This is a genomic window from Mucilaginibacter sp. P2_A4 (assembly GCF_056405015.1).
Genome location: NZ_JBFUCX010000001.1, coordinates 700,097 through 715,988, shown reverse-complemented (window position 1 = coordinate 715,988; position 15,892 = coordinate 700,097). Strand labels below are relative to the sequence as shown.

Sequence of the window (15,892 nt, the reverse complement as noted above, 5' to 3'; positions counted from 1 at the left end):
TTTTTGGTTTTGCTAATTGGTACAACACGTTCTTTTAAACCAGCAACAGATTATAGGTTAAGGTAAATGCCGACCGAAAAAAATCTATCGACATCCACAGTTAAGCCACCAAAAATTTGGGGAAACCACCTTTACTAAAATTTAAAACTGATTCTTCAGGTTTAATATTCAACTGATGTGCTAAATGCAATTATTGAATATTCGTTTTGTTGAGGGTAAAATTATATGGTAAACAAAGTATGGTTGTGGATAAATAGGGGCACAAATGTCAACCATACTCATTTAATTGATTATCAGATACTTAATTAAATATAACCTTAAATAAATCAACAAGCAGCTTCTAAAAGGTTACAAATGTGCACCTATACCAATAGGATAGTACTTTTTGAAGTGAGATAATAGTATCAACTACAGGCATGAATTTTATTGCTGATATAGATCATTAGTAAATTCGGTTTTCCTAACCTCCCAATGCAGTAATGATTACGGTCCGACCCGAATATATGTGGGGGCACGACGTGTTCGTAAAAACCTTTTTATCATCCTGAACGGAGTGAAGGATCTGCTATTCGCCATGCTTCTTCGCCCTGTACAGTCTGCGAATAGATCCTTCGTTCCTCAGGATGACAAACCTTTTAAAACGTCAACTCAACTTAAGCGCTTAATCAATTGGGAATTTTCTTGTTGTAGAAGCGATAACCTAAGCCTCTACTTCTTCCATCCCTTCAATGTATTTGGATGGAATGGTATTGTACTCGGCCTTAAACATCTTTACAAAGTATTTCTGGCTTTTAAAACCTACTTTATGGCAAATTTGCGAGATTGTTAAATGGCCTGTCTCTAAAAGCTGGGCCGCCCGTTTTAAACGCATGGACCGTACTAATTCATTAGGCGTTTTGCCGGTCATGGCCAAAATTTTCTTATATAAAGTGTACCGGCTTACAAAAACATCGTTGCTAAGTTCCTCTACAGAAAAATTGGGGTTTGAGATATTGTTGTCAATGAGGATAAGTACTTTTTTAATAAACAGCTCATCCGGCGAATCTACATGCATTTCGGTAGGATTTACCTCCACCTGCTTGGTATAGGTTTTGCGCATGCTTTCCTGCTGGCTCAATATGTTCCTGATTTTTGACTGCAATATCTCGAAGTTAAAAGGCTTGGTAAGATAATCCGTTGCACCGGTTTCCAATCCCTTTAGTTGCTGATCCTCGCCGGTTAATGCCGTTAATAAAATCACAGGAATATGCGAAGTGCGCTTATCATTCTTGATTTTTAAACAAAGATCGATACCGTTCATTTCGGGCATACTAATATCGCTTACAATCAAATTTGGATGTTGGGCCAGGGCCCTTTGCCATCCTTTTTTACCATTTTCAGCTTCGATAACATTAAAAGTAGATTTTAAATTATCTTTAATATAAAACCTAAAATCCTCATTATCCTCAACCAATAATATGGTTGCCTTTTTGCCATCCCGGTTCTCTTTATGAATATCATTCTTTTGCAGGGTGTTTTCTGCTAAAAAATCATTGGCATGATCAACCGGTAAAAGCGGATCTGTAAAAACACTAATATCTAACTGAACTACCGGTAACAATACCGTAAAACAACTTCCCTGGTTCAACTCGCTCTCTACAAAAATTTCGCCCTCATGAAGCTTTACAAACTCCTTGGTTATTGATAACCCTATCCCACTCCCCTGGTTAAGCATAGATCCCGGCAGGTCATTCTGAAAAAACGGGTCGAAGATCTTTTCCAGCTTATCGGCCGCGATGCCTATTCCGGTATCCACAACCCTTATTTCCAATAAACTCCCTATTTCTTCTCCCTTATCTATCAGGTTAATTAAAACACTTACCTGCCCACCCGCATGCGTAAACTTATAAGCATTTGAGAGCAGGTTGAACATGATCCTTTCTATCTTATCATGATCAAAACTTGTAAAGTACGTTTCTATTTCCGTATCAAATACAAAACAGATATTCTTTTGCTCAGCTACATCATTAAAGGCAAACGAAAGGTCTTTTATAAAACCAATAATATCACCATTCATTTTATGCAACTTTAATTCCTGGTATTCCATCTTCCTGAAATCAAGCAGCTGATTAACCAGGTTGAGCAAACGTTTGGCATTACGGTTCACCAACATAAGCTGGCGCTGTACATCGGGCTCATTAATTTGTTTAAGGATCTTATCAACCGGCGCCATAATGAGCGATAAAGGAGTGCGAAACTCGTGGCTAACGTTGGTAAAGAATTTGATCTTCATCAAATCCAGCTCATGCATGCGCTGGGCTTCTTCGCGCTCTTTCTCAATAGAAAACTGCGCACGTAGTTTTTGAATGCCGCGCCGTCTTAAATACAATATCGAACCAACTGTAAGGCCAATATAAATGATGTAGGCCCAGGTAGTTTTCCAAAATGGTGGTGATATGTTGATGTTTAAAGTTAGTTCGTTATTATTCCAGCTATCATTATCACCGGCCCTTACTTTAAAGGTATAATCACCGGGGTCAAGGTTGGTATAGGTGGCTTTCCTTATTTTATTATCAGCATTGATCCACTCCTTATCAAAGCCCTGCATTTTATACTGATATTTTACCTTATCGGGGTTAAAATAATTGAGTGCAGCAAACTCTATGGCAAATACGTTATCATCATAGTTGAGTTTAAGATCTTTTAAAATTGTTATTGATTTCGGTAATAAAACCTTGCCATTAACTTTTTCACCAACATTTAAACTCTTATTAAATACCTGAAAATCGGTAAATATCAATCCGGGTTGCTTTTTATTGGTGAGGATATTTGAAGGTTTAAACAGGTTAAAACCATTTCCTCCACCAAACAGCAATTCCCCTTCGCGGGTTTTAAATGATGAATTTTCGGTAAACTCCCGTCCCTGCAATCCCTCTGTTTCATTGTAGTTTACAAAATGAAACTTTAGCTTGCCCGCCGAACGATCGATAAAAATGCTGGATAAACCATTGGGCGTGCTAACCCAAATGTTGTTTCTGTTATACTGCTGCATATCTATCACCATATTGTCGGGTAAACCATCAACCTTGGTAACATTAGTGAACTTGCCGGTTTTGTAATCAAATATGCTTATACCCTCGCGGGTACTTATCCAAATGAGGCCGTCTGTATCTTCGAAAATATTATTTGTATTGTTATTGATAAGGCTATTGGGGTCTTTTTCGTCATGCACATAATGTATAAACTGGTTAGTTTTTTTCATCAGCACATCAACACCGTAAGAAGTAACCACCCATAAGTTTTGAAACCTATCTATCAAAAGTTTACTTACATAATTGGAGTGAATTGCATTTTCGCGTTGATTATAAACATAATGAGTAAAACGCTGTGTTTTGCGATTCAATACATTAAAGCCGGCCGAAAGTGTGCCAACAAGCAGGTTATGAGCGGCATCTTCTGTTATTGCGCAAATCCTATCTTCCGAAATGCTGCCAGGCTGAGCATCGTTATGTTTGTAGTGTTTAAATATGTTACCATCCAAATAATCCAAACCACCAAAATAAGTCCCTATCCATAACTTTTGATCATGATCTATATACAAACACACAATTACGTTATTGGTAAGGCTGTTGGAGTTACTTGCACTGTGCAAATAGGTTTTAAAAGTTCCGTTCCTCCTGTCGAAATAAATCAGGCCGCCCCCATTTGTACCTATCCAGATATTGCCTGTTTTATCCTCGGCAAAACAATTAATATCGCTAAAACTTAAACTACGGGGATCAGTAAACGGATCGGCCATGTGATGAGTATATAACGGAAACTTGATAATACTTTCATGGTAATACCCCACGCCTTTTTTGTATGTACCAACCCATATAATGCCTGTATTATCCTTATACATCAGGGTAATACTGTTTTGGCCTATAGCTTTTTGGTTATCCTCACGATTCAGGAGATACTGAATTTTAAAATCCTGTTTATTTAAAATGTTTATGCCGCCATGGTCCGTTGCTATCCAGATTCTTTGCTTATCATCCTGTATCACGCTTGATACCACATCCGTGTTCAGATGTAATTGATCGTTCCCTTTATCTATATGCTTAAAGATGTGTTTATTAATATTTATATAGTATACCCCTGCCGAATACGTAGGTACAAACGCCCATATATCATCCTGCTTATCGATAAATATTTTATATGATGAGTTTAGTCCAACCGGCGTCTCATGAAATATCCGCGACCGGTAATTTACGCGGTTCGTTTTAGGATCCATCCTTTCAAGTGTGCCGCTACCGTAGGTTAGCCATAAATTTCCTTTGGAGTCCTGTGCAAGATCAGAAACCGCATCAGAATTTATAGATGTAGTATCGTTGACGGCATGCGTTAGATGGATGGTTTTATTGATTTTAGGGTCGTATTTGTAAATGCCCTTATTAAGATTAAGAAACCAGAAGTTACCAGAACGATCTTTTTTTATAGATACCACATGGTAATCGGTAATGCCGATAGACCGCAGGTAGGTGTTAACATCGTGATTGAATTTTTCGGTAACTGGATCATAAATATTAAAACCGTTTCGGGTTTCTACCCAAAGCTTATTTTGCGGGCCGGCCGTAATACTTAAAATGTAATCATCATTAATGGTTGTAGTATCGTTTGCCGCGTGTTTAAATATTTTAAATTTATAGCCATCATACCTGTTTAAACCCGAGACGGTGCCAAACCACATAAATCCCTTATCATCTTTCAATATTGAAGTAACATAGCTGTGTGATAACCCGCTGTTTAAATCAAGATGCGAAAATTGGAACTGAGTATTTTGCGCATGCAATAAGCCGGCAGTAATAAACTGCATCAAAAAGATCAACAACCGGGCCTTAGGCTTCATGTAACGTTAGGAGAAGTTTTGTGTTATTAGGTATAATAACCTTAAAGATAGAATTAAAACAAGGTAATATTAAAAAAATTATTGTTCATTATATTAGTGAATTATGGAAATAAGAATACCTATCAAGGTAAAAAAGCAACTGATAATAACTGTTTTGTTTATGATCAGATGCTAATCATTGATCAGATTGACCTACTATCCGTTGGCTGTTTAGTTCTGCTTATCAGGTAATAAACAGGAATCCCGGTAAGGGTAATAATTAAACCAGGCCATGTATAAGTGGGCTTATATTTGATAAGCAACAAACAAAAGGCCAGCCCCATAATGATATAAATTACAGGTAAAACAGGATAACCAAAGGCCTTGTAAGGTCGTTCGGCATCGGGCATTTTTTTGCGCAAAATAAATATGCCTATAATGGTTAAAACGTAAAAAACTACCACCACAAATGATATCATATCCAACAGATCGCCATATTTACCGCTAAGGCTCCACAAACAAGCAAAAATGCACTGCAGCCATAAGCCAAAGCCCGGCACCGAATTTTTATTGAGTATACCAACTTGTTTAAAAAACAATTTATCCTTGGCCATGGAGTAGTACACCCGGGCACCAGACATGATGAGCCCATTATTACAACCAAAAGTGGATACCATGATAAGCAGGGCTATAATAATTGTACCCGAACTGCCGAATATCTGTTGTGATGCTGTTACACCTACCCTATCCTTATCTGCTGTGGCAATATCATGTAATGACAGCACACCTGTGTACATGATATTGGTTAAAATATAAATAACGGTAACTATCAATGTACCTAATGCTAAACTTAAACCAACATTCCTTTTCGGGTTTTTAATCTCGCCGGCAATAAAAGTAACATTGTTCCATGAATCGCTGCTGAATATAGAACCAACCATGGCCGAGGCTATCGCACCTAATGCGGCAAGGGTAGTATAAGATGCAATTGATCCATCGGCCTTTAAGCTATGCATGCTCCAGGCATTGTGCCAGTTACTATTCCATACCGACGCTTTTACGGCGAATAAGCCAAAAACAATTAAACCCAGCAAACTTAGCAGCTTGGCCATTGTAAATATGGTTTGAACCATTTTACCACTATTTACCCCGCGGGTATTAATATAAGTTAGCAGTACAATAACCAGGATAGAAAGCAACTGCGCAGGCGATATGGTGATAAAGCCGAGATCAATGGCTACCAGTGTTTCGCTAAGCTGCGGTATTAAATAGGCTGTAAACTTTGCAAAGGCTACACCTACGGCCGCTATGGTTGCCGTTTGAATAACCGTAAAAAAACTCCAGCCATATAAAAAACCTACCAGCGGATTATATGCTTCTTTGAGGTAAACATATTGCCCGCCTGCCTTTGGGAACATAGCACTTAATTCGCCATAACTAAGAGCGGCTGTGAGGGTCATAAAACCAGTTATGAGCCAAACAAACAGTAGCCAGCCCGCGCTGCCTACATTACGGGTAATATCGGCGCTTACAATAAAAATACCCGAACCGATCATGCTACCAGCTACCAGCATGGTTGCATCAATTAATCTTAACGATGGTTTAAATGTAGTAGATGATTTAACTAATGTATTGGTATCCATGCAAAACTTTGATCTGTGTTAAAAAATAGGGGAGTAAATATTGATGCTTACTTGTTAAAATCGTAAAATTTCCAGCTGGTAGTAAAATCCTTTTTTAAAGGCTGATTAGTTAATGTGGCTCTTACCATTTCTATGGGAATAAGGTTCTCCTTTATAACAGCATCGTGAAATTGCTTATAGGTCATTTTGCCACTATCAACCATTTCCTTTTTCAGTTCCATCAACTGCAATCCGCCCAGCAGGTAGGCCACCTGGTAAAGCGGACTATATCCACCTTCAAAAGAGCGCCTTACTTCGCCTTCAGCATTTGCTTTTTCGTGGCCTACCCTATCCACCAAAAAGTCAACACATTGTTGCGGTGTCCAGTTACCTAAATGATAGTTTAAAGAAAATATGATACGGGCACAGCGGTGCATACGCCAAAACAGCATACCAACCCGTTCCTCGGGTGTTTTGGCAAAACCCTTATCATATAGCAATAACTCCCAATACAATGCCCAGCCTTCGGTAGCGAAGGGAGTAGTAAAATCCTGCCTGTAGGCCTTATAACGGCTATTCATAAAATATTGCAGGTTATGACCGGGAATCAACTCATGCTGTACCGTACCTCTTGAAAAATAAGGGTTGTTACCCCGCATGCTCATGAGTTTATCCTGCGCCTCCATTGTATTTGTAGGGTACGATATACTGATCTCCTTTCCGCCGGTAAAAAATGGATTGACCAATTGACGTTCGGGCGACATCATAACCATGCCCCAGGTTTCTTCGGCAAGTGGAGGTATGGTTATCAGGTCGCGCTCTTTAATAAAGCTGATAGCGTCGTTATATAGCTTAACAATTAATTCTGGCTGATGGCCCACAGGCACATAGCTGTTCTTTACCTTTTCCAGCGCTTTTTTCCAATCGTTGCCGAAACCCATTTCCTGCGAGGCCTTCAGCATTTCTTTATCACACCAGGCAAATTCTTTGTTAGCCAGTTTTATCAGTTCCTCTGGTGTGTAAGGGATCATTTCTGCCTGTAGCTGACTTATCAACGCGTCGCGGCCAATGGGTACGCCTTTTATGCCGCTGCTATCGGGTTTTTGAGTTGTATTTATTTTGCCTTTACGCTTTGCCAATTCACTATACTTCAACAATGCCACGTCAAGAGCTTTATATGGTACAGGCACCCACCAGGTAAATGCGGGATCATATCCATTATAAAATCCATAAAAATCCTTTAACCGTCCTTTTAAACCAATAAGGGCATCACGGGTAATTTTTGCCAATGGCATATCCAAACCCGGAAGTTTTGAATATACTGCCGAATCTGCTTTGAGTTGCTTAAGAATACTGTTAAGCTGGGCAGCCACCTTTTCGCCATCCACAAAATCACCGCGGCGGCGTTTTTTCTCTAACAAATAAATATCATCAGCAAATGAAAGGTATTTTGTTACCTGGCTATACTTATCTTCTTCCTTTTTTAAATCATTCAACTCAAAATCAATCCGCTTTTTAAGTAATATGAAATCTACCTTGCCGTAAATACTCAACGACTCAAAATCTGTTTGCTGCAGTTGCTTTAAATAATCGTTATTAACCTCAACCAGCCTTTTACGCTGTTCGGGCGAATTAAGTACATTCATTTTGTACTGATCTTCGGCATGCTCATTTACATTATATGGCGAGTAAAAATCTTTGATAGCATTAATATCCTGCCCGTATTGAATTATTTTACCTGCAATTTCGCTGGTTTGTTCATAAAGATTAGTGGCAGAAGCACCGGTTTGCGCATTAACTGCAAATGCACACATGGTTAGGAATAATACGATGACAGGTGTAAGTGATCTTTTTATCGCGGTTGGCACAATTTTAATATTAAAGGGTAAGTAAACGTTGCTTTTTTGAAATGATTATTGTAAAACTTTCTTCTTGATTTATTCTAATCCTCTTTGAATTTACAATTACTTAACTCTAATAACCAACACCGGGCATTAACCGGATAAAATGCTGCTATCATCTGTTAATTTTCTGTAGTTGAACGGCCCAAAATCAAAGAAAAAGCACCATCCCAGGCTCTATTCCTGAATAATTAAATATTTAAAAAATACCAATAATCAAAATTAAACCTATGCCTGTTTCAAGCATACATTATAAAAGCGTGATGATCGTCCGTGTTACGATTAATATGAAACTATTTCAAAGTTTGTTACTCTTAAAATTAAAAAGCCCGTATCCGGTAATGGATGACGGGCAAATTAACTACATAACCAAAATACTCTTTTACATAAATAGCTAAGCCCACATTAAAATCACTTTCAATGTAGGCTTAGCTATTTAAAGTCTATAAATCGGGGGTTTTCAATTACCGTTCTCCGAATTGGAAAACCAGTTGCGTATTACGTTCCAAAACCCCAATCTAATACGTTAATTAAATAATAATCAGTTAAATATCATAAAACAGGTATTGACCTTGAGTATTTTTTTTATTAAATTGCATAACCTAAAAATCTAATTAATTATAACTAATATCTTTCGCCATTTAAAGGATTATATCACGTTGAAAGATGTATTTCATAAGACGATAATAGCCGAACCAATTGTTTGAAAGCCCTTCCAGTAAAAGTATCATCTTTTTAATTCATCTATAATCAACGTAGATACCCTAAGCGGTACTGTTGAAAGATGAAGATGTGCCACGATGTTAAAACATTATCGGTACGTTTTATATATAAAGCAGCTAAGTAATATGTGAAGATCATGATGGTTTGGCCATTGCGAGAAGAACTTATGAACTTAGGTACTACTACGCAGAAGTTTGCGTATTTATACGTTCAACCAAAAAAGATTTCAACCCTATATTTACTTAAAATAAATTTATATGGATTAACAAGCAAATATATTTTCCTTATTAAAAAACGACTACCAACCTTCACATAAATCATCCCGCCATGAAAGATAACTATCAATCATCCTACTATGATTTTTTAAAGTATTCCCGAAAAAGGAATGGGACACACTTTCCCGAAGTGCCAGAATTATCTCAATTTGACCATGAATTTTTAAACAAAGATTTATTCCCTTCTGCTTTATATTCGATTGATTACACAGAACATACTTATTCTTTCCGGCTTTTTAACATGGATAATTTTCTTGGATATCCTTCAGATTTTCTATTTAAGACAACCCCCTCATTTTTGAACGAAATCCGAAACCAGGAAGATCTAAGCATTTTTAATGAGCAAATATTTCCCGATCAGATGTCATTTTTAGCACACCATTTAAAGGATAATGAATGTCAATATATTTTTACTACAAACTTCCGAATTAAAAATTTCAATAACTCCTGGTCTGTTGTAATTCAGCGAACACGTTATCTTTTTAACGATTATGACCGGATACCCATCGGATCAATTAATTCACTAACCGACATTACTTACTTTAAAAATGATTCAAAAATCAACCATCTTATTGAGCAGTTTGATGAAAAAGGACAAAGGTGTGTAATTGAAGATAAGTGCTACCACTCAAAAGATAGTAATGATGTACTCAGTAAACGGGAGGTTGATGTTTTAAAACTCGCCAGCAAAGGTTTGGGAAGTAAAGAGATAGCCGAGGAACTTAATATAAGTATCCACACCATCAATAATCACCGGCGAAACATGCTGAGCAGATCCAATTGTAAAAACATTTTACAATTGGTTGATAGGGCTGTAAAAAATGGGATGCTTTGATTTTTAAACAGGGAGGGTTCTGAAATCCTTAATTCCGGATTTTATCATATCATTTTCAAGTTCTTCAGATATATAAACAACTGCAGGAAACTCCTTTAGGTAAAAAATATTTCTGCCGTTTATTACATCTTCTTTTAAAATTAATTTTCTCATTTTCCTTATCACTTTATTACCTTGGGGACCAGGTTCATCAAACAGGTCATAATCTGATTTGTCCCAATCTAAAGCGTCAAGTACTTGCAAAATGTTTAAAATAGTGAACTCATCCTTTTTTTCATAGTTAATTATTTCAGGTTTAATAAACTGAATAAATTCTGCGTCACTTGATGCCTTAAAAAAGTTTGTAGCCTTAACCGAAGTAACTGGTAATACCATTCCTATCCCGGATAAAAAATCGGGTATCTTTTTGGAGGGGTCTTTAATGAAAACCTTTGGGGATGGCTCATCATTTATAGGTACTCCCTTATACATTTTCTCACTAAATGAGGCAGAGCATTCAAACTCGTTAAATTCTAACACGCCCTCATCTACCCAGGGTAAAAGTTGTTTGTAAACCATCATTAAAATACTATGTTATTTAAACTCACACCTGCGCCATTTCTTATGCTTGCACGTGCATCTCTTATCAAATCATCTATTAATACACGTGCCTGACTTGGAGTTATAGCTCCGGCATGCAAACTTGAACGTATGGAAGTTAACCTTGTTTCCACCAGTAAAGTATAATTTGGGTGCGATCCCAGGTGAAAAGCACTATTACCAAACTGTGTTGCAACATTCGGGTTGGTTAAAACAGCATCGGCTAAAGTAGCAGCATCCGGCGGAACCATGATACCGTTTCGCAAACCATCTTCAATATTAAATGGCGGAATCACCCTATCAAACAAATCCTGAAAAGTTGTCCTTAACTCTCTGGGAACAACATGGTGAGCCTGAAAGCTACCTGGTTGCAAGCCTGCAATTCCCCTTCTAAGCTCGGCAGTACTCTCCCGCATCTCAATAACAGCACGACGCGCCTGCCTGTTCCCTGCCCGTCGTAAATCGCGCTGCAGGTCTCTCCTGGCATTTTGTGATAAGGAATTAATGTCGTCAATAAACTGGCGCGGGTTGCTTTCAACCCCAACAACAATCCCTCTTTGTCTTCCCCCGCGTATAAATACATCGTCTCCTAATCTCACTGTCTCATCAGCAGCGCCTACAATACGCAACTCGTCACGTTCAATAAATTCAACATCGCCTGTTGCCAGCAGTATCCATGGGTTAATGTATCCTTCAAGTCGAAACCTCCGCCTTTCAAACCTGATCCTGAACCTTCTAAAACGAACTCGTGAAAACAATCTTTCAGCAAATTCATCCAACGTTTTCATACCTCTGCCGGCGCGCTCACCTATTCCGCGCATAATCAACCGCCCCCTTTCCACCACCGCATGAATGGAAGATAAGATGGCTCTTCCGGCCCTGCCAAGTGTTGGAAAAGCACGCCCTATTGCACGACCGGCACGCGCTACTACCCGCCCCACAGCAGCCGCGCCAGACTTTAATGATTTCCAAAACGCATCACTACCAAGCAGTGCAAAAATGGCTTCAACGGCAGCAACAGCAATTGAACGCGCTAACGATTTTGCTGCTCCTATAATGTCGCCAGCTATGGATTTATAAACATATTCACCAAGGTAATAAGCTCCTCTTACAACAGCCACGCCAATCATAATGGTTGTAATCGCTTCCATGATAACAGGTAATGCAGCAGTAACCGCGCCGCCGGTTAAAACTTCGGCAACAACCAGTAATACAATAGTCCCAATAATAGTTGGGATAAGCCAGCTGCTATTGCAGTTAAACCACCTTCGTAAACCGGTATACATTTGGTTTAAAGTGTAGCGTGCACGCTGACCGCGGCTGAGCGGACCAAATTTAGCAGCTTCTGGAAATGCTGTTGCTGGCTCTGCCTGTCCGCCCGCATGCTCCTGGGATGCGTTACAGGCCTGCGAAAGCATATTTTGCTCACTCTGGGCCATCATTTCCTGGAGTCGGCTTTCAGTTTCTTCTTCGCGGGATAGTGGAGGGCCTTGCGGAGCCGCATCAACGGCAGGTTGGGCAACATCACCCGAATCCGGGGCTGCTCCTACGGCCGGAATACCTGCCCCACCGGCACCTGAAGCTCCATCTTGCGGAAGCATTCCTCCCAATATATCATGAACAGTTCTTGTACCGTCTGTTGAGTTGCCAAATTCCACCTCGCCTCCAGTACTACCGGTCCTGCGTAAAATCGATTGGACCAGTTCAGGTTCAAGCTCAAGCGGCGCTACCTGGTCAACGTCTATATCACTTTGGGTATACGTGCTTTTTTGGAATAAGCTCATATCCTCGGGAGCAATTTCACTTTCAACTCCTGATGATTGCACCTGCTGTATCAGCGTAGGTTCTTCAGTTCTTTCAAATGGTAATGGGACTGTTAAATCAGCTCCTAAAAGCTCTTCTTCCATTTGCCCTTCAAATTCTCCTGGCATTAAACGTGCAGCTTGAATCTGATTGCTAATTAGTTCCAGGTCAAGTTCCGAAACCATACGAGCTACCCTATTTGTAGCAGCAACTTTTTCTTCTTCTTCAGTTGCCAGGGTTCTTTGCAAAAATTGAATAATTTGCAACTTAACACCTGGCCAGGTATCGCCAAAGAGCTTAAAGTTTGGCAAATTCTGCAACGCACTTATCATAATCTGGATCACAAAATTGATGATAGGCGGTTTAAAGCAATCTGGTAATACCCTCCAGGCCCAGGCTGCCAATACAATAGGAATTAGCCATGGGTTCATAAGCAGGAAAGCCAGTTTGGCAACAATTTCTGCATATGGGCGAATAAACTCCCATATATCCCGGGCTACGTTAATAATGTGGTGCCCAATTTCGGTAAGCCTTGCACCGGCCCAGGTTACTACCCGCCTAATGGTGTTTGCAAAACTTTGAATACCACGCTGTATAAACCTGAAAACAGCAATAGCCCCAATATTTTCAAGAAGCGTAACTATTGGTTCCTGCAGTGATAGTAATGTATTTGCCACCCAGTTAAAGGCCCCAACAACATTATCTTTAAGTGTTTCAATTCCGGCGGTTATTACATCAAGAATATTTTCTTGCAGGTATGCCCTGAAGCGAACAAAAACTTCACTATTCCAATTGGCACGAACCCATTGAACACCACGATAAATAGCATAGGCACCGGCACCTATTGCTACAACCGGCCCCAATGGCGATAGCATAAGCAGTATACCGCCAATAACCATAAGCGGGGTTTTAATTGGCTCTATGGCTTCCATCAGCCAGTTCCAGGCTTGCTCAGCCTTTCCTTTTATCCAGTCAAGTACAGAGCCCCCTGCCCGCCAGGCAATGCCAAACTGCCGCATCAGCCAGTTCCAGGCTCTTGCAATAGTTTCGCGTATGGGCCTTATCAATTCCCATAACCAGGCGGCCGTACTGGTAATCCATTCCCAAACGGTGCCGGCCACAGCCTTAATAGCATCCCATATTGGCAGGGCAAAGTTGTTCCAGAAAGAAGATAGCAAACTGCCAACCTGCTGAAAAAAAGCGCGGATGCGCTGTAGGGCGGCACCACCAAGCGATCTTATAAAATCAAGTATCTTTTGAGCCAGTACAGCAAAAGCCTGGCATCCCCGTTCAACACCACCAGAAACGGTATCAATCAAGCTGCTTATAAAATCCTCAAGTATGCCCTGCAAACCTTCGGCCTGTAACCTGCTGAATAAACCACCGGTTGCAGCATCCACAGCACGCGCCAGTAAATTCTTAATATTATCAATAATATCGCCCCTCAAAAAATCAAGTAAACCAGGAGCAATTCTTTCAATGATACTCTCGGCCTGGTCTTCAACCCACTCAATTGCGCTCGATGCCGCATCGCCTACAGCGGATACAACTCTACCACCGGTTGCATCCCAGGCACTACCCAACGCGGAAGTAATGGAATTTCGCTGAATATGCTGTTTGGGGGCATTTGAGACATTATTGACACCTGCAACTGGCTGAGGTTGCTGAATTGCAGCGGAAAATCCCGTAGATTCTTTACGTTGTATTTTTTCTTCCTGCTCACATGCGGCGCATTTTCGTTGGATGAAATTAACCCCAGGGATTCTTCCTGGCTCAATATCTGTTTGAATGGCTTGTGATTGCAGAAAATTGGCTCGGGTACTGAATTTACCCATACTACTAAAATCTTCTTTCTTTTGGATATTTATATTTTGGGTTGAAGTTGGTTTTTCTGGTGTATTATCAGGTGGCGGAGCAGCATAACCCGTGTGCGAGCCGGTTATACTTTTTTGGCCGACAACATCGGGTTTAATTTCGGTTTGAGATGCGGAACTTGTTTCTAACTGTACAGCCTCAGCATGGTTTGATTTTCGCTGAATAAACGATTCCGTTTGATTAGTTCGTAAGTTTTCGGAAACACTCCCCTGCACTTGTTTCTTTTTTACACTGCTTCCGCCCTGCTGTAAGGTATGGGTTAACTCATGTGCAAGCAGTTGTTTTCCTTCAGATGTATCCGGCGAAAAATTTCCACGGTTAAAGTATATATTATTCCCTACTGTAAATGCTTTGGCATTTAAATCGCGCGACATATTTGCCGCATCATTACCCGCATGTATCCTTACATCTGAGAAATCGTACCCAAACCTGCTTTCCATAAAGCTTTGGGTACGTTCAGGCATCGGGCTACCGCTATTTTTGGAAGAGTTGATCTGAGAAGTTGTATTTTCACTGGCAACCCCGGGAGCTGATGCTTCACTTTTACGCTGGATCTGGTATGGATTGGACGGATCCCAGATGGGCCTTATGGTACCAAAAAGGTTATCAAGATCAAAACGAAGTAAAGTTGGACTTATAATTTTTGATGATGTGCCCAACTCACGATCAGTGGTTTCCCACCAGGTGGGATTATCCCTTTGCAATGAAGAATCAATAGCCATGGGCACCAGCAAATTTGAGAAGAAAGTTGCATGGCCGGCAGAAGCACCAATAGAGCGAAAAAATTGGAAGGAGTAATTCCAATGGGTTTCAATGGCGCTGTAATCACCGGCCGATATCTGTCCGGCGCCCCTGTTCCAAAAAGGGCGGTTCATGGCAAACCAGTCAATAGCATTGGCCGGCGCAGCGATTGCAGTAGAACCTGACATGGAAAGCGTGGTTACCCCTGTAGATGGCAGCCTTGTTGGAAAAAGCGAAATTCGGGGTAATGAAGGTACCCGCAGCTGAAGTTCTGCAGGATTTATTAAATGAAAAGGAAGCGGAGCAGGCGGGGTAGCTTGTTGTGGCTGTGTTGCTGGCGCTGGTGGCTGTGGAGTTTCTCCATTTTCACCGTCCCTTTGTACCAATTGTGGAGTTGATGTAATTTCCTTTCTATTGATCTTTTCTTCTTCGTCGCAATGGGCGCATTTTCGCTGGATAAATGATGACTCCGGCATACGCATAACATGATCAGCCGTATCATCCGCCTCCTTTTCCAGCGGATCATCCGGTGCCCCCACACTTAGCTTAGCCTGAAAAAATAAACCGGATCCGGTTTCAACAGGTAATACGTCATGTTGCTGCAAGCCTTGTGGCTGAACTATTGCAGCAGGGGTAGAAACGGGCTCAGTAACTGCACTTTCCTTCACTAAAATATTTTGTATTAAGAAGAT

6 protein-coding genes are annotated in these 15,892 nt (G+C 40.3%); 1 reads left to right on the top strand and 5 read right to left on the bottom strand.

Going from position 1 to position 15,892, the window contains the following annotated elements:
- Positions 1 to 700: 700 nt before the first annotated feature.
- From AC1DYB_RS02825 to AC1DYB_RS02815, 3 genes are all read right to left on the bottom strand, one after another.
- Positions 701 to 4,867 (bottom strand): two-component regulator propeller domain-containing protein, encoded by a 4,167-nt coding sequence (locus AC1DYB_RS02825; protein WP_477432229.1) that lies wholly within the window; start codon positions 4,865 to 4,867, stop codon positions 701 to 703.
- A gap of 182 nt (positions 4,868 to 5,049) precedes the next feature.
- On the bottom strand, positions 5,050 to 6,489 hold the full coding sequence (locus tag AC1DYB_RS02820; RefSeq protein WP_477432227.1) for an APC family permease: 1,440 nt from the start codon (positions 6,487 to 6,489) through the stop codon (positions 5,050 to 5,052).
- A 47-nt stretch (positions 6,490 to 6,536) separates the two neighbouring features.
- Positions 6,537 to 8,336, bottom strand: coding sequence for a DUF885 family protein (locus tag AC1DYB_RS02815; protein WP_477432225.1), 1,800 nt, complete (start codon positions 8,334 to 8,336; stop codon positions 6,537 to 6,539).
- A gap of 1,083 nt (positions 8,337 to 9,419) precedes the next feature.
- On the opposite strand from AC1DYB_RS02815, the gene AC1DYB_RS02810 reads away from it, so the two are divergent.
- Complete coding sequence (locus AC1DYB_RS02810; protein WP_477432223.1) at positions 9,420 to 10,202, top strand: response regulator transcription factor; 783 nt, start codon at positions 9,420 to 9,422, stop codon at positions 10,200 to 10,202.
- 3 nt (positions 10,203 to 10,205) lie between these two features.
- Here the strand turns inward: AC1DYB_RS02810 and AC1DYB_RS02805 are convergent, their stop codons facing one another.
- On the bottom strand, positions 10,206 to 10,763 hold the full coding sequence (locus AC1DYB_RS02805) for an imm11 family protein (RefSeq protein ID WP_477432221.1): 558 nt from the start codon (positions 10,761 to 10,763) through the stop codon (positions 10,206 to 10,208).
- Positions 10,763 to 15,868: an eCIS core domain-containing protein gene (locus tag AC1DYB_RS02800; RefSeq protein WP_477432219.1), complete on the bottom strand. Its 5,106-nt coding sequence runs from the start codon at positions 15,866 to 15,868 to the stop codon at positions 10,763 to 10,765. The genes AC1DYB_RS02805 and AC1DYB_RS02800 overlap by 1 nt, the downstream gene beginning before the upstream one ends.
- Positions 15,869 to 15,892 lie beyond the last annotated feature (24 nt).